The 15,591-nt window shown below is 70.1% G+C and carries 16 protein-coding genes and 1 pseudogene; 6 read left to right on the top strand and 11 right to left on the bottom strand.

The window, feature by feature from the left end; genetic code table 11:
* Window positions 1-426: 426 nt before the first annotated feature.
* Window positions 427-702 carry a PQQ-binding-like beta-propeller repeat protein gene (locus ACIBSV_RS43075; RefSeq protein WP_395872939.1) on the top strand — a complete coding sequence of 92 codons (276 nt, stop codon included), beginning with the start codon at window positions 427-429 and terminating at the stop codon, window positions 700-702.
* Window positions 703-1,385: 683 nt separating this feature from the next.
* Here the strand turns inward: ACIBSV_RS43075 and ACIBSV_RS43070 are convergent.
* Genes ACIBSV_RS43070 through ACIBSV_RS43060 form a run of 3 tightly spaced genes read right to left on the bottom strand, consistent with a single transcriptional unit; the run spans window position 1,386 to window position 6,078 of the window.
* Window positions 1,386-2,651: a hypothetical protein gene (locus tag ACIBSV_RS43070; RefSeq protein WP_395872938.1), complete on the bottom strand. Its 1,266-nt coding sequence runs from the start codon at window positions 2,649-2,651 to the stop codon at window positions 1,386-1,388.
* Window positions 2,652-2,674: 23 nt separating this feature from the next.
* Complete coding sequence (locus ACIBSV_RS43065; RefSeq protein WP_395872937.1) at window positions 2,675-5,836, bottom strand: hypothetical protein; 3,162 nt, start codon at window positions 5,834-5,836, stop codon at window positions 2,675-2,677.
* On the bottom strand, window positions 5,833-6,078 hold the full coding sequence (locus ACIBSV_RS43060) for a hypothetical protein (protein ID WP_395872936.1): 246 nt from the start codon (window positions 6,076-6,078) through the stop codon (window positions 5,833-5,835). Before ACIBSV_RS43060 ends, ACIBSV_RS43065 begins: the two co-directional genes overlap by 4 nt.
* 107 nt (window positions 6,079-6,185) lie before the next feature.
* On the opposite strand from ACIBSV_RS43060, the gene ACIBSV_RS43055 reads away from it, so the two are divergent.
* Both ACIBSV_RS43055 and ACIBSV_RS43050 read left to right on the top strand, forming a co-directional pair.
* Window positions 6,186-6,350 (top strand): hypothetical protein, encoded by a 165-nt coding sequence (locus tag ACIBSV_RS43055; protein ID WP_395872935.1) that lies wholly within the window; start codon window positions 6,186-6,188, stop codon window positions 6,348-6,350.
* Window positions 6,311-6,589 carry a hypothetical protein gene (locus ACIBSV_RS43050; RefSeq protein ID WP_395872945.1) on the top strand — a complete coding sequence of 93 codons (279 nt, stop codon included), beginning with the start codon at window positions 6,311-6,313 and terminating at the stop codon, window positions 6,587-6,589. The genes ACIBSV_RS43055 and ACIBSV_RS43050 overlap by 40 nt, the downstream gene beginning before the upstream one ends.
* Before the next feature lie 273 nt (window positions 6,590-6,862).
* On the opposite strand, the gene ACIBSV_RS43045 is transcribed toward ACIBSV_RS43050, so the two are convergent.
* On the bottom strand, window positions 6,863-7,435 hold the full coding sequence (locus ACIBSV_RS43045) for a hypothetical protein (RefSeq protein ID WP_395872934.1): 573 nt from the start codon (window positions 7,433-7,435) through the stop codon (window positions 6,863-6,865).
* A 598-nt stretch (window positions 7,436-8,033) separates the two neighbouring features.
* Entirely contained in the window at window positions 8,034-8,543 is a 510-nt protein-coding gene (locus ACIBSV_RS43040) for a hypothetical protein (RefSeq protein ID WP_395872933.1), read from the bottom strand.
* Window positions 8,544-9,462: 919 nt separating this feature from the next.
* Between ACIBSV_RS43040 and ACIBSV_RS43035 the strand changes: the two genes are divergently transcribed.
* On the top strand, window positions 9,463-10,038 hold the full coding sequence (locus tag ACIBSV_RS43035) for a hypothetical protein (protein WP_395872932.1): 576 nt from the start codon (window positions 9,463-9,465) through the stop codon (window positions 10,036-10,038).
* An 81-nt stretch (window positions 10,039-10,119) separates the two neighbouring features.
* Here ACIBSV_RS43035 and ACIBSV_RS43030 read toward each other — a convergent pair whose 3' ends face one another.
* From ACIBSV_RS43030 to ACIBSV_RS43020, 3 genes and pseudogenes are all read right to left on the bottom strand, one after another.
* Window positions 10,120-10,380: a hypothetical protein gene (locus ACIBSV_RS43030; protein ID WP_395872944.1), complete on the bottom strand. Its 261-nt coding sequence runs from the start codon at window positions 10,378-10,380 to the stop codon at window positions 10,120-10,122.
* A gap of 52 nt (window positions 10,381-10,432) precedes the next feature.
* Window positions 10,433-10,599, bottom strand: a pseudogene (locus tag ACIBSV_RS43025) (RidA family protein); the annotation flags it as partial.
* A 199-nt stretch (window positions 10,600-10,798) separates the two neighbouring features.
* A complete protein-coding gene (locus tag ACIBSV_RS43020) occupies window positions 10,799-11,362 on the bottom strand; it encodes a TetR/AcrR family transcriptional regulator (protein ID WP_395872931.1) in 564 nt (187 codons plus the stop codon).
* Window positions 11,363-11,465: 103 nt separating this feature from the next.
* On the opposite strand from ACIBSV_RS43020, the gene ACIBSV_RS43015 reads away from it, so the two are divergent.
* Window positions 11,466-12,389: an NmrA family NAD(P)-binding protein gene (locus ACIBSV_RS43015; protein ID WP_395872942.1), complete on the top strand. Its 924-nt coding sequence runs from the start codon at window positions 11,466-11,468 to the stop codon at window positions 12,387-12,389.
* 303 nt (window positions 12,390-12,692) lie between these two features.
* On the opposite strand, the gene ACIBSV_RS43010 is transcribed toward ACIBSV_RS43015, so the two are convergent.
* Window positions 12,693-12,851 (bottom strand): hypothetical protein, encoded by a 159-nt coding sequence (locus ACIBSV_RS43010; protein WP_395872930.1) that lies wholly within the window; start codon window positions 12,849-12,851, stop codon window positions 12,693-12,695.
* A gap of 286 nt (window positions 12,852-13,137) precedes the next feature.
* Between ACIBSV_RS43010 and ACIBSV_RS43005 the strand changes: the two genes are divergently transcribed.
* Window positions 13,138-13,287 carry a hypothetical protein gene (locus ACIBSV_RS43005; protein WP_395872929.1) on the top strand — a complete coding sequence of 50 codons (150 nt, stop codon included), beginning with the start codon at window positions 13,138-13,140 and terminating at the stop codon, window positions 13,285-13,287.
* A gap of 192 nt (window positions 13,288-13,479) precedes the next feature.
* Here ACIBSV_RS43005 and ACIBSV_RS43000 read toward each other — a convergent pair whose 3' ends face one another.
* Complete coding sequence (locus tag ACIBSV_RS43000) at window positions 13,480-14,211, bottom strand: aspartate/glutamate racemase family protein (RefSeq protein ID WP_395872928.1); 732 nt, start codon at window positions 14,209-14,211, stop codon at window positions 13,480-13,482.
* Window positions 14,208-15,236: a P1 family peptidase gene (locus tag ACIBSV_RS42995; RefSeq protein WP_395872927.1), complete on the bottom strand. Its 1,029-nt coding sequence runs from the start codon at window positions 15,234-15,236 to the stop codon at window positions 14,208-14,210. Before ACIBSV_RS42995 ends, ACIBSV_RS43000 begins: the two co-directional genes overlap by 4 nt.
* Window positions 15,237-15,591: the final 355 nt, after the last annotated feature.

The raw sequence follows: 15,591 nt of genomic DNA, 5'->3' as shown, positions 1-15,591 counted from the left end.
CCGCCTCGGCACCTCGGCCACATCGGGCCAACGCACCGGGTCGATCCGAGTCGGGGCAACCTCGATCACACTCAACGCAGACTCCCTCCAGTCCTCATCGAGCATTCGTAGCCGCGTCCCCGACGGATGGGTGCCCAGCCGACCGACGCACAACCACCCCACCACCCGGCAACGTCCCGACCAATCCTGCGGTCCGCCGAAACAGCCCGGTGTGGTCGCGATGCCGGCCATTCCTCCGGCGGGCGAAGGCCTCGTATCCGGGACCCGAGCCTCGGACGTGAGGCCGCGTCGATCTACCCCACGACGCGCTCGGCGACACCGCCGCCCCTGCACGCCCGCCTGGAACGTGGCGGGTCACGTTGCGCGAACAGGTTTCATACGCATAGGAGTTCTGAAAAGCGGGGAGCCACGACCACTCCAGGGTCCGTGCGACGGCTCTCCGCGAGACGGCGCAGCGGGCACAGCGGGGCCCACCCGACCGGCAGCACGGCCGCGTCGCCCGCGATCGCGGACACGGTGGTGTACGTCGGCGCCAGCGACGGCACCGTGCACGCGCTGGACGCCGCCACGGGCATCAAACGCTGGACGTACCCGACCGGCAGCACGTCCTTCCCGCCCGCGACAGCGGACGGGAAGGTCTACCTCGGGGCCCGCGATGGCACGCCCTACGCGCTGGACGCCGCCACCGACACCGGGCCGTGACCGGAACCGTGCTCGCGGCAAAGCTGGGCCGCCGGCGGGGATGCCTCGATACGAGCGCGGCCCGCTATCGGTCCTGCCGCGACCGCCAAAGGTACCCGCCGTCGGTGCCGTGGTCGCGGGCGGCGCCGAGCAGGGCGCTCAGGCCGGCGCAGTCGCCGAAGGTCACTCCGGGCAGGTCCACGCCGACTGCTGGTGGCCGGCGAGGGCGTGGGTGAGCGCGGCGCGCAGTTGCGGGGCGGTGGCCAGGTCCGGTTCGCCGGTCACGGCCACCTCGCACGCACTGCCGTGTGCCTGCGTGTGGACGTGGAACACGGTGTCCGTCGGCACTCCCGGAAGGGCTGGGGAGGTTTTCGGCTCCCCCGGCATGACCCCGCGGCCCCTGTCGGCGGTCCCGGTCCGTCGGAACCGGCCCTGGACCGCCGGCAGGGGACTCCACGCCCCGGACGCTGCCCCGCCCTACCGGGGGGACGACGCCTGATTCGTGCGGACGGGCACCCGGAAGAGGGCACCGCCGTGCGCCGTAACCCGAGGCCGTCGGGGTCCCATCTGCGGCCCTCGGCCGTTCGGATCCGACGGACTTCGGGGGGCCGAGGTGAGCGAGCTTCGGGTGGGAACGCCGGGCCGGAACCGCTCGTCGGTGACCGCGGCGCCGCCACCGGATCGCGGTGTGTGTCCGGCGCGGATCACGTGGATGTGGCGGCTTCCCAGATGGCGGCGGCGATTTCGGGGTGGGCGAGGTCCGAGTGGGCGCCTTGGACCGAGAACCGCCGCCCGGAGATCACGGCATCACCCACCAGGTCGTACCGATTGGCCGACCGGATGCCGTAGTGCAGGCGGCCCGGCCCTACCACCTCGGAGGTGACGCGGTCCACGCCCGCGAGACCGTATGTCCCCACGGCGCCGTAGCGCGGCAAACGACCGGCGAGCCGATTGTCCCGGCCGACGGTGGCGGCCATACGGAAGTACCACTTGAGGGCACGGTCGTGGCGTGACCGCGTGGTGACGAGAGGCCCGGTCACCAGATCTTGGGTGATGAGAGGGTGGAAGAATCCGGATCGTTCGGTGTCGGGGATCCGGGGGGCGAAGGCCCACAGGGAGAGTGCTCCCTGCAACAGGATGAGTGAGTGTACGGATGCTGCGGGTGTGCTTCCGTCACCCTGAATCGCGCCCGCGCACACGATGGCGCCGAAACTGTGACCGACGAGATGGAATCTGGCTTGTGACGGGGCGGCCGCGCGCAGCTCTTGGAGCAGTCGGTGTCCGCCGCTGCGGCCCACCTGCCAGGCCCGTCGCTTCATCGTCCAGAAACTGGTGACCCACAGGGGCGCGAGGATCGAGCGCGATCGCCCGGCCTCGGCGCCGTCGTCTCGCGTCTCGCGGAAGTCCGCGACGATCCGTCGGGGTTCGAAGGATGCGCGATCGTCGCCCGGTGCCGCTCCGACGTGCCCCAGGGCGAGACCGGATCTCGCGTCCAAGGTCCGCAACCGTTGTTCGTCGGCTTCGGACAGTTCGGCATCCGGCTTGGCGTTCGCTTCGGCAAGCAGTGGTCGCAGTTCCTCCTCGGCGGCGGGATCACCGATCAGGTCGGTGTAGAACGCGACCTCCTGCTCAAAGGACATCGCACCCGCAGGACGCTCCCACGGCACGCTCGGCCAGCGGATTCCCACGACCACGGGACGGAAGTCGGGACGGCGTTCGCGGAGCGCGGCCTGGGGCCCGGCGAGATGGTCGCGCATCGTGCGTATCCACTCGCTGTACATCGCGGTGGCAGTGGGGGAATCGGTCTGCCATCCGTGGCTGAGTACGAAGATGTCGGTCACCGGGCGACGGGTGTCGCCGATGGTGTCGAGCAGTCGCGCGACCACGCCTTGTTCGTCGCACCGGTTGCCGTCGCGGTCCAGTGCCACCATCGTCAAACGGCCTGTGGGGTCGGCTGTCGGTCCGGTCATCGCCGTGCTCCTGTTCTCCTCGGTCATCCGAGTCCGTACAACTCGAACGCCGCCACGGTGTCGAGTCTCACCATCCGTCCCTCGACAGGGGTGTTCCCCCGCCCGAGGAAGTGCCGTCGGGCCGCGTTGACGGCCCGCGCCCGCAGGAGCGGCCCCGCGTCGTGGTCGCCGCGCAAGTCCAGGTAGCGGGCGACGACTTCATTGGCGAACGCGATGGCGTGTGGCGCGACCACCGGTCGGCGGCAGGCGAGGACGCCGCGCGCGCGATGCACGGCGAGCCGGACGCACAGCCCTTCGACGTCCTGGTCCTCGGCTTGGTCCAGGACGCCGACCGAACAGCTCACGAGTACCAGGAGATCGACCCCCCGCCAGTCGACGCCGGTGCCGTTCCACAGGCCGTCGGCCAGTTCGATGGCGGCTTCCCGGGCATGACCGTGTCCGCAGACGGTGACCGCGGCGAATCCCGTCCCCCGCGCGAGCGCGGCGCCCAGGGTGCTCGCGGACCCCTCGGGGTCGATCGCGGCGCTCAGGCATGTGACGGCGCCTGCGGCGAGCCGGCGTTGGCCGTGGTGGAGCCATTGAGCGAACTGTGCGGCGCTGTCGTCGGGCTCGAAGTGCGAGAGTGTCAGAAGGTCCGTCGCGTTGGAGCCGGATTCCCGCTCGACGCGGTCCTGCATCACGGTGACGAGAATCGACAGGCTGACCCGGGTCGATCGAACCCGTGCGTACAGCGGGACGCCGTCTCCGAGGGTGTGGTGGGCAATCGGGAACGATTGCAGTGTGTCCTCCAGTTGGAACACGACGTCGAGGTCGTCGTCGAGGTGCTCCGCCAGCGCGTCGAGCGGCCAAAGGCGCGCGACGTCGTCCAAGTACCTCGCGGTGTCCGTGTCGATCCGCGCGAAGCCGCCGTCGCCCGCGTGCGCCTGGCTTTCCGCCACCAAGGCCGCCAGTGCGGCAAGTTCGGTCGCCAGGGCGGGCGTGGGGTCCGGTTCCAGCAGATCCCGCAGGCGCTCGTCGAGCCGTTCGCGAACGGCGACCGAGGATGCCGCCAGGTCGGCGAGGGCGGCATCGACGTGCTGCTTCCAGGCCCGTCGACGTGCGTCGATCGCGATGGCCTCGGTCAGACTTCGGGCGAGTCGACCCAGCGCGCGGGCGAGATAGCCCGCAGGCGTCCATACCTCGCCATCGGGCTCCTGTGGCACGGCGAGTCCTCGGTCCGCCGCGGCCAGGAGCCCGCATGCCTCGTATCGGACGCGCGCCCAGCGCAGGCGCGTCCGGTCGCCCGGCGTACCGACGTAGGATCCGCAGACACGCAGCGCGGTTCCGTCGGAGCGGACGGCGGTCCACGCGAGAGCGCCGTCAGTGTGGAATCCGGCGCGCAGCAGCATCCCGTTTCGGCCGAGGATCTTGGCGAGCAGGTCCTGGGTCACTCCCTCACGGACGACGCCCTCCGCTTCGGTCAGCCACTTCTCGGGAGGCACCGCGGTGGACTCGGGCGAGCGAGTCTCGATGGGTGCGCGTGACGTGCTCGCCCGTCGATCCGCCGCCGCGAGGATGCTCAGGACGTCGTGGTCACGGCAGGCGTCCGGGTCCGGCAGATGGCTGTCGAAGTGCGGTTCGGGCCCCGGCAGCGGCCACCGCTCCTCCGGATCCGTGCCCTCGACCGTCGGGGCCACGGTGACGAGCAGGAACTCCTCGAACAACGCTCGCTGGCCCAACTCGGCGTCCCACAACAGGGCTTCGATCAGGCGTTGCTCGTCGTGCCCGGCACTCGACACTCGGTCCGCGACGGTACCGATCGTCGTGCGGAGGCTCTCGACATCGGTGATGAAGGCGCGCCGGTCGACGAGGCGGTGCATGACGTCCATCGCCACGCTGGTGCGGAGGTAGGCAACCGCTTGTCGGCACACCGTCCAGGTGTATTCCGGATCGTCGTGGTCCACAACGGTGAGCCAGAAGTCCAGTAGGGCGACGATTCGGTGCACGTCGGGGTCGCCGCCGGGACGCGGGCTCCACAGCAACTCGTGACGCGGAATGAACCACGTCGCGATCGCGCCCGCGGCGTCGGTTCGCTCGCTCGCCACCATCGTGGCGAACACAACCGCCACGTAAGCCGCCTCGGCAGTGTCGGGTCGGGGGGGCGTGAAGCGACGCTCCAACATGGCAAGGAGCTTGGTTGTGTCCTCGATGACATCGACGACCACGTCGTTGTCGGCCGCGATCACCGCAAGAGCATCCTGATGCCTGCCGTCCAGCGCCAGTGCCTCCGCCCAGACGGACAGCAGGGACAGCACGGGCACACCGACCAGTCGAGAACGAAACGCGCGCCACTTCGCCGCGAGCAGGGTCGTATCGGCATAGTCCGTGGCGGTCGCATCGAGCCACCACTCGACGAGCGCGACGGCTTCGCTGTTGCGCCCGGCCTTGAAGAGGCCGCCCGTCAGGCCGAACAGGGCCGCCGTGCCGTTCGCCGGTCCGGTCAGGACCCCCGTCCCACTCGCCCATGGGTCCAGCTTGCGCTTCAGCGCGGCCGGCGACGCGTAGTCCCCCGGCTGAAGGCCGAAGGCGCGCTCCAAGGCCACCACGCCGGTCGGGCTCGGCGCCACAGCGTCCACGAACTGCGTGACCGTCGCCAGATAGACCGCGGCGGACAGTCGGTCGAGTCCGTCGAGTCGCCGGCGCAGACGCGCCTCGAAGACGTCGTCCGGATCCCGAAGGTCGGCGGCGACCGGTATCGACTCCAAGTCGACGCGCAACAACTCCGCGGCCTCGGACGACCGTCCCTGTCCCTCGAAGAGCATGGCCAGGTACGACAACGTCGACATGTACAGCTTCGCGTCGTCCGCGAGCGTCTCCCCCAGGTGACCGACCAGACGCCGCGGGTCTCGCCTGATGTCGTCGGGGACGTCCAGCACCACGTGGTACAGCGCCAGCGCGTCCGCCGACCGGCCGTTCATGGCCACGCCCTGCGCGGTGGTGAGCAGCCAGTCCCTGGCCCGCTTGGGGTTCGTCCTCGCCCGGAACGCGGCGACACGCCGCCGCAAAGCCTCCTCGGACCGGTAGTCGGCCGCCCTCAAGCCGACCGTGTCCTCCGCCACCGCGACCGACTTGTCGGGTCGACCGCGCAGGATATGGAACAACCCTTGTACGCCGGCGGCCTGCAAACGCAACTCGAACCAGTTCATACGACGCCGCTCGGCACGCTCAGCACACGATGCCCCCGATCAGCCTCGAACCGCCCCCGTGTCCTCACCACCAGTGTGACGTCATCACGTCGACGAGTCCCCGGAAACGACGAACCCGGTGGGTTGTCCGTCTCGACATCGAGGATATCGGCGGCCGACTGGTCACCGAACTCGTCGACACCGGCGGCGTCGCCGACCTGTTCACCCTCGCTCGCGAGCAACTCCTCACCCTCGAAGCGCACGGCCGACGAAGAGCGCCGACAAGCTCCTTGCCTGGATCGACCAGGCGAAGATCGGGCCGCTGGGCAGGGTTTTGTGCGCGCTGGGGATCCGGAGCACGGGACGATCGATGTCGCGGAGCATCGCCCGCCACCTCGGCACGATGGACGCAATCCGGGCGGCCGACGTCGTCGAGATGGCCCGGGTCGAGAGCATCGGCGACGGCAAGGCCCCGGTGACGCCGAACTCGTCGACTTGGCGGAGGTGTTGGACACACTCGTCGCCGCCGGCGTGAACACGGCCGAACCCGGCGTCACCCCCGGAGCGGCGACGGCCTCGGACGCGACGGACGACCCTGCCGCCCCGCAGGGGCCGCCGCCGGCCGGCCGGGCCGTCGTCGTGACCGGTGCCATGATCGGCGTGCTCGCGGCGCTGTCCCGCAACGAGATGAACGAGTTCATCGAACGCGCCGGAGGCCGCGCCGCGTCGAGCGTCTCCGCGACTGGTCGACCTTGTCGGGGACGGTCACGGTGAGGGCGGCGCCGGCCTCGAGCGGATCATGAACTCCTCAGCGTCGGGGATCGGCAGAACTCGCAAGACGGTGAGCAGCAGTTGCGCTCCGGAGGTCCGGTGGAGTCGGACATGGACCAGGCGGATGGGTGCGCGAGAGGACGAGGTCGTGAACGCGGCCAGCTTCCCGCGGGTCGCCATGCGTGCGGAGCCGCTCGGAGTCGACCGGCTCGCAGGCACGACACGCCCGGCGGCCGGGCGCTCGCCCGGTGTCGGCGGTGATGCGCAAGGCGTCGGTCAGGCTGTCGAATGGCGTTGCCGGTGCCACAGTCGCCGTGCCGCCCAGCACACGAGGGCGAGGTTGAGCACGGCGACGATCCAGTCCAGGACGTCGTCGGGAAGTGCCCGGTCGGCTTTGACGTCCTCGGCGACCGCGACATAGGACCCGAGAATGTAGCCCACGACCAGGAACGTGATGCCCAACCACGGTTGGGGGCCCCGATCCTGAACCTGGAACTGCGTGACGGACGCCAGGATCACAGCGATCCAACCGATCGTGTACGACAGCACGACCCGATCGGTTCCGTACAGGAGCGCGACGCTCAACGCGCCCAGGACGAACACCGTGACGCCGACGGGCGAGGACAGGATCTCCCTGGCCATCCGCCGCGTGGGACGGAAGACGAACATCGCGATCAGGGTGGTCGCGGTCCACACGGCGGGAAAGACCAGCAGGAGCCCGGCCACCGTTCCCCAGAAGTCTTCGACAGGGCCGTCGGTTGTCAAGCCGTACTCGGCCCACCATTCTGCGGCGACGAACAGGAACTGCATCAAAGAATTGAGCACAAAGAGCCCGAAACCGGCTCTCACCGATCGCACGATGTCCACGACGAATCGGCCCACCGGCCACCTCGTTCCCCCACCCGCGGCACGACCCCCACCGGCGCGCCGCTCGGGGGCACCGAACCTCCATCGAACACCCCGACGACTACCGGGCCTTTCGGCATCTTCGCCACGACGGGAACCGTTCGCGGAGTCCACGCCGGAGACGACGCCCTCCCCGCTCGGGTACGACGGTTCCCCGGCGTCGGAACGAGCCCTTCACCGAGCCGCCGCCGACGGGCGCGCCCGGGAGGTCCCCTTCGCGACCGGCGAGGCGAGCGTGACGCGCGAGCGGCGCCCGGTGTCCGTGGTGTGCTCGACGACCGTGGCCGTGCGCGATCGGAGGGCTGCGGCCGGCCGGTTCGCGAACCGTCCCTCGCGCCGGACTCGCGGCAAGTGGTCATTCCGAGCACGGGACGAGTGGGATGCCCCTCCGGCTCGCGCCGGCGCGGCTCACCCCGGCTGGTGATCCGTCACACGTATGGCGATCACGTCGTCTTCCGGGCCGCACCTGCCGAAATCCTCCCGTTCGCAGGCGAGTTCGAACCGGCCGAGGAGGCCGTCGACGCGGTGGGCCACTCTCCTTTCACCGGGCCGGGGGCCTGGACGTTGCGCGGTGGTGACGGATCCGCAGGGCCGAGAACGTGAACAGGCCGAGGAGGACGATCGCGCCGGCGCCGGTGGCCGCGACCGTCGCGCTGGAGGCGGCCCGGGCGACGGCGAGCACTTGGGCCGGGCTTACGAAGCACGTGCCGGGGGTGAATTCCCAGTGGTCCCAGTGCCCGTCCTCGTTCAGCCGGATTCGGGTGCCCGTGAAGTCGCCCACGACGATGTCGTGCCGGGTGCCGTCGAGCCAGCGGTGGCCGTCGGGGGATACGTCCAGCGGGAACCAGGCGCCTTGAATGGGAGCGCTCTCGGTGTTGTCGTGCCAGGTGGTCCAGGTGCCGTCCGCTTCGTGCCCGTTGAAGTAGGCGAATCCCAGTCGGCTCCCGTCTGGGTGGACGGTGATGTCCGTGATCCCCCGATAGCGGGTTTCGGCTCGGCCGGTGACCTGCCAGTCCGAGACCCTGACCACCCATCGCTCGGCGTCGTCCACCCAGTCCTCGTCGGAGGACGCGTCGAGAGTCGGTGAAGGCCCACAGTTCGGAGCCGTCCGGGCTGAACACCGCACAGGCCGGCACCGCGTCGCCACCGGCGTCGCCGAACGCGGGGTAGGAGGCCCGCCAGACCACACGTCCCGTCGAGTCCACGACCACCATGCGGTCGGTGCCCGCGAGAACCAACCACCGATGGTCCGGACCGACATCGATCCGGATGTCCCCGTCCGACTCCGGATATCGGTGCGCCAACTCCTCGGGGATCGGGAACCGGGCGACGACGCGCAACTCGGGGTCCAGCACCAGGACTTCGCGAGCTCAGGGAGCCGCCAGGAAGCCACTCCCCAACCGCCGTACCGGGTCACGAAGTGGTACGACCGCCTCCGTGACCAGCTTCGCCCGCAGCGCGGGACCCGGGGATGAACCTCGATCGTCGGACATGCGGGCGACGGTACCCGCTCCTCCCGACAGGGCGCCCTACACCCGAACCACGATCGCCGAGCTCCCCGGCATGAGCCCCGACACGCTCTTCAACCTGTGTCCTCCGTCGCGGTCGCCGAACTCGTGCGCGAGAGCGGCACCGCGAACGCCGCGGTGCCGGTCGACGGCCTCATCACCGGTGTAGTCATCGAAGGCGTATCCGAGCGACCCGTGGTCCTGAACCGACTCGCCCCGCACGCCTCCTGCGGTCCCGCCGCCCGCCTCTCACGCCGCGGCCGGCATGTGGGACCGACCGCACGTGATCCTGCTCGCGAGACTGCACACCGCCAGGCAGCTCGACCGGTCGTGGGCGCTGATCGACGCCAGCCACGTCCGGGCCGCCCGAAGGGGCCCGAAAGCGGGCCGCGCCCAGTCGACCGCGCACGACCAGGCGACAAGAACCACGTCCTGGTCGAGGGACGGGAAATCACACTCGCGGTGTCCCCGATCGGCGGCAACCGCAACGACGTCATGCGGTTCTGCCACCGCTCGCCGAGGTGCCCCACAGACGACGACCTCCTCGCGTGGACCCTCGCCCGCGAGGCGATGGTTCCGCTCAACTACGGCGCCCCCCGAGCCGCGGCGGCCCTCGCCGAACAGGTCCGATGGGCCGCCGGGAACCGAGCCACCCCGGCGGCGACCCTGGCCGCCGCCGTCACCGCCCGCGCCCACGCCGTGGCCCACGAGCCGGAACAGGCACGCCGCGCGGTCGCCGACGCCGACGCCCTGATGGAACGCCTCGACACCGGCGCACGAGCGGACACCTGGCTGACCCACGGCGAACAGAAACACCACGTGCACCTGTCCCACGCGCTCATCGCGCTCGGCGACACCCGCCGCGCCCGCGAAAGCCAACAGCGCGGATTGGAGCTGTCCGCGCCGACCAGCACCATGACCCGCTCCCTGCTCACCCTCGACACGGCCGCCTGCGACCACCACGATGGCGACACCGAACAGGCATGCCGGCGCGCGACCAATGCCCGTCCTCCACGCAGCGGTTCGGGTCGTTCATGATCCGGATCTCCTGTCCCGAGACCCGGAACCCGGGCACCGGGTCGAACCGGTGCCGTGGGAAGACGGCCCCTTGTTCACGCCTCAGGGTTTGCCGATCGGGTGGAACGCGAAATGGCCTTCCCCTTCGTTGGGGTCCGCGACGAAGCCCCGATACTCGTCGTCGCGATGGACGGGAAGGGCCGCTGTGGTGGGCTTGGTTCCCCCTGCGCCTTCGTCGAAGGCCCATGCCGGACCGTTGGGCTCCGCCATCCAGTCTTGGAGTTCGATCTGACCGTGGGGGTGGGATCCGACCAGGAAGCCGTCGGTGCGGGCTGCTTCGGCCCAAACCTCCGGTCCGTTCACGACGATGGGGCCGGCGGCGGCCGGCCCAGTGATCGGGACCCGCTTCGAGTGGGCGCCGGGCCCATGCGACGAGGACCCTTGTACTGATGACGTCCTGGAGCGACGCACCCGAGTCCGTAGGAGCAGCCCGCATGTTCTCGATCGCCCCGCGTAGTCCCCGATCACTGCCGTGGAGCCATCGTCGTTCAGCGGACACGACCCGGCGAGGAAGCTGACGCGCGGCGTGTCCGGTATCCGCGACGACAGGAAACCGCACACCCGGCCGACCGCGATCAACGCGTATCGAACCTCGGACGGTTTGGGACATCGCCCATTGTGCAGAGCGTCGTGGCGTGCTCCTCCACGTGGCTCAGGGCGTCCATGAGGGAGGTTGATCGATCCGCCGGTTGTCAGGGCTGTGCCGATCGTACGTGAGTGGTCAGGCGTCGTTGGCGCCGAAGCCTGCGACGGCGAGCCGGAAGGCACGGTCCGCCTGCGTCGCCGGGTCGGTGTAATTCTCGGTGGCCAGGGCGATTCCGACGATCAGTGTGAGCAGGTCGTCGATGGTGATGTCCGCCCGGACGGTCTGGTCGTCAATGGCCTTGCGCAGCAACAAGGCGCCGGCCGCACCGATGGCCGGCGCACAGGAGTCCTGCGTCGCCTCGTCCTGGAGGGGTTCGTAGGAGAGGACGTCTGCCAGGCCGCGTGCGGCGAGCGAGTAGGCAAGCAGCTCGCGCAGCCATTCCACCAGCGCGGAGCGGCTGTCGTGTTCGCCGCAGAGCGTATGAGCGCGATCGCACAGGTCGTGGATCCGCTGTTTGAAGACGGCTTCGAGTAGGGCTTTGCGGGTGGGGAAGTGGCGCCGCACGGTGGCTGATCCGACGCCTGCGATGCGGGCGATCCGCTCCAGGGAAGCCTGGGCTCCTTGGGTCGCCACCTCGGCCTCGGCCACGGCGAGGATGTGCGTGTAGTTGCGGCGGGCGTCCGAGCGCTGACCGGTCATGATCTCCCCAACATTGATAAGTGGCGGACCCCGCCGTATTGTAGCGAACACGAAACGGCGCCCCCCGCCGTTTGTGCTGTGCGTGACCGCCGAGGAGATGCACATGACCACTGCCGCGACACCGGTTCTCGTCACCGGCGCCACCGGCCGCCAAGGCGGCGCCACCGCCCGCGCCCTGCTCGCGCAGGAAACACCGGTGCGCGCCCTGGTACGCGACCCCGACACGCCGCGTGCACGAGCCGTTGAAAAACTCGGCGCCCACCTGTTCGTGGGCGATCTCACCGAACCTGCGACCCTTGAGGCGGCTGTGGAAGGCGTGCGCGCCGTCTTCTCCGTGCAGATGCCCGCATACACCGAGCAAGGGTTCGACTTCGCCGGCGAGGTCAGCCAGGCGGACAACCTCATGACGACCGCACGGGCCGCCGGTGTGCAGCAGTTCGTCCAGTCCTCCACCAGCGGCGTGGGACAGCACGTCGAGGCCCCGGGCTGGGCCGAAGGACGGTGGGCGGTACTGGAAGCCCCGCTCGGCACGAAGGCCGCGATCCAGGACCGGCTGCGCGAACTCGACTTTCCCTACTGGACGTTGCTCAAGCCGTCGTTCTTCATGGAGAACTTCGAGCCGTCCATGCGGTTCTACTTCCCCCGGGGCGTCGAAGGGGGTTTGGTCACCGTCGTCAAACCGACCACGCACCTGGCACTCGTGGCAGCCAAAGACGTGGGCCGCGCCGCGGCGGCCGCCATCTCCGCCCCCGCCGAGTTCCACCGCGTGGAACTCGAGCTCGCCGGCGATTACCTGACCATGGCCGAAATCGCCGAGATCCTCTCCCGCGCGGCGGGAGTCCCACTGACGGCCCCGGACATGACCGAGGAACAGGCCCGCGCCGCCGGCATGGGAGACATGGGTGCCACGCACCGGTTCATCGAGGTTGTCGGCCAGCCGGCCCGGCCACGGTTCGCTCGCGCGCTGGGCATCGACCTGACCGGCTTCGAGGAGTGGGCCCACGAACATCTGCGGACCGCCGCCTGAGCAAGAGCGTGGTCCATCCGCAGTCGCTCGGTGTCGCGATGCGCGTCCAACGCGCCGGGACCGCGTCCTGACCCGCCCGGTCCTCGTCGCCCGGGACCGGGCACCCCGATGCTCGCACGCATCCGGCGGCCGTCACGATCGGGGATGGCGCGGCTCTTGGACTGCCACGCCCCGGGTGCTTTCCGAGACGGCAGATATGCGCGGACGCGCTCGAAGTCGAGTGGCCCGGTCTCGGCAAGTCCTGCCACGGCGGTGCGGTCACGGTCTTGGTGACCGATCCGATGCGGAACAGCGTGTCCGGCGTCACCCGGGCCGGGGCCCATGCGTCAGTACGCCTTGTGTCGCGACGTAGTCCGCGTCGCCGTGGACCATGCCGATGGCCGCGCCGGGCACGACCTGCCTGTCGAACAAAGCGGCAAGGGCGACGTCGGGCGTCGATCCGAGATCGGCAGCCTGGGGCATGAGGGACTCCACTTCCGACGAGGCGATCGTTCCACTATCGCGATCGCCGCCGGTCGGAAGCTGGTATACGGCGACAAAGACACACCGGGTACTTCGGCCGTCGAGACAGCCTTACTCCGCGCGGCCGATCCCGGTGGCCTGGCCATCATGCACTTTCTCGACGAGATGAATCCGCAAGACCAAGCGCTCGTCGACAGGACACTTCCGTTTCCGGCGACCGTCATCGGTTCCGAGGCGATGCCACTCACGTGGCTGGACGGGGCCGGCGACCCCAGGAACTGCGGGAATGTTCTCGAAAGTGCTGCGCCGCTATGTGCGCGAACTAGGCGCGTTCACCCTGCTCGAAGCCGTCAACCGATGCAACTACCTCCCCGGGAGCAATTTGCAGGACAGCGTCCCCGCGATGCGTCGCAAGGGCAGGATCCAGGTCGCTTGACGCGCTGCCAGGCCGGCCCGTGCGGCGCTGACGACCGTGAGGCACCGCACGGGCGCGTCCGACTTCCGCAGGCCCCGAGGCGCCCCACAGCCACTCGCCTGAGGCGAGCCGTCCTCGGCCCTCGCCCGGCGCGCACGAGCGCGCCGCCGGATCGTGCATCCGCGGCCATCGCCGCAGCGAGGGCGCGGGCGTTCACGACCACAGGCGCGCCACGGCGGACTCGACCAGGCTGGCCGTCGAATCGACAACCGGCAGCACACCTGCGGCGCCCGCGCTGACCAGCGGAATCTCCGTGCACGCGGCGATGGCGACCTGAGCACCCAGGTCGCGCAGGATTTGTGCGGCCGACTCGATCCACAGCTCCGCTTCCCGCAGATCCGCCCCGTTCTTGACGGCGCGGATCGCCCGGTCCACGAGGTCCGTCTGCGCTGCGTCGGGGACCTGCACAATCGTTCCACCGAGCGTTTCGGCAGCACGTTCGTACAGCTTCGCGGCGCGCGTGCCCCGCGTCGACAGCACACCTATCCGTGTGACGTCGTCCGTCCGGCGCTGCGCGTCCGCAAAAGCCGTGCCGATCATATCCAGCAGCGGGATGTCGCTGGCGGCGCGGATGTCCTCGACGTACGCGTGCGCCGTGTTGCAAGGGATGGCGATCACATCCACACCGGCCGACTCGAGCCAGCGCACTCCCTCCAGCAAAGCCGGCACCGGGGACGGGCCGTTGCCCAGCAACGCGGCGGTCCGGTCGGGTACCCGGGGGTCGGCCCACATCGCGACCGGCAGGTGCTCCTGGTCCACATCGGCGGGTGTATGCTCCACCAGCCGTCGGTAGAAGTCGGCGGTGGCCAGAGGCCCCATGCCGCCCAGGATGCCCAGTCGGCGCATGGGTCGTCGGGTGTCGGTCATGCCCGCCGGGGCGCTCATACCCGCACCGTCCGGTGCGGGAGCGCGTGGGCGACGCGGCCTGATGGTGCGGTAACCGTCTCCGCCGCGAGCAGGGCGTCGATGACCGACTCCTCGACGCAGTCCATGACGGCGGCGAAAACCGCGTCCAGCTCTGCCGGTTCGAGGTTCCTCGCCGTGGTGGTGTCGGTCGAGAATGCCAGGCCGTAGTCACCGCTTCCGTGACTGAACGCGGCACCGACCCGACCGAGCGCGAAGACGCCGCGTGCTGCGACCCGTGACAACTGCGCGGCCGGGCACGCGAAATCGACGGCGAGGACCACCACGCACGAGCCCTGGGCACTGTCGGGTCCGGCGCCGGCCAGCCCCAAGCTCTCGGGCGTCACGATCCGCCCGGGAAACCGCAGGCAGCCGTCCATGTTCGCCTGGACCAGCGCCCCGACGGTCGCGGCGCGGCCGTCGATGTCGATGCGGCGTGAGGCCGTGCCGATGCCCGCCTTGAATCCGAGAGCGCATGCCCCGGTGCCGCCACCGACGTTGCCCATTGCCACCGGTCCCGTGTCCGCCTCGGCCAACGCCGTGAAGACATGGTCGGCGGTCACCGGACGCGCCACCGTCGACGACAGCCACGAGTCATTGACCTCGCCGACCACCGGGTTCAGCGACTTGACCGGGCCGTCCGCGTGGTCGAGGACCCAGCTCACCAGGGCGTCGGCCACCCGGAACGTGGAGAGGGTGGAGGTGAGCAGCACCGGGGTCTCCAACTCGCCCAGTTCCACCAGCTGGGTGGCGCCGACGAACTTCCCGTACCCGTTCGCCACATGAAGACCGGCCGACAGCGATCGCACCCCCTGCAGCGCGGTCGGAACGATCGCCGTCACCCCGGAGTAGACGCCCCAAGCGGTGTCGAACACCGTGGCATGGCCCACCCGCACCCCCGCCACATCGGTGATCGCGTTCAGCGGCCCCGGGTCGATGCGGCCTATCCGGTGTCCGAGCTCACGCAGCCGAGGCCGGCCGGGACGCGGTGGTACGGAGTTGCTCATGGCGCAATCGGCCTCTCTGGCTCACAACGGACGAGGCCGATTCTCATGGGCATCAAGGCCGCGAACATTGTCCCCGCGACCTAAGTTGGCGCCCCGCATTGGGTCGCAGCTCCAGCCTGGCCGCCACCGCGCCCATGGCCGCGTACCGCCAGGGCCGGCCATCCTGCCGGAGGCGGGACGTGTCGAGCCGGCGATCGTGGTCGGCGGCCGGGACGCGATCAACCTGCCCGGCCCGCGGTGCCCAACCAGGTACACGTGAACGTGCTCACCGCGGCCCGGTGTCGTCTGCCCACGTGCCTGCTCGGTGGAACCGCCTTCCGGCCCCACCGTTGCCGCAGCCCGGTCGGCGACGGCG

The organism is Embleya sp. NPDC050154 (genome assembly GCF_044460165.1).
Classification (GTDB): Bacteria; Actinomycetota; Actinomycetes; order Streptomycetales; family Streptomycetaceae; genus Embleya.
The sequence above is the reverse complement of the archived record's forward strand: the minus strand, read 5'-3'. Positions and strand labels throughout refer to the sequence as shown.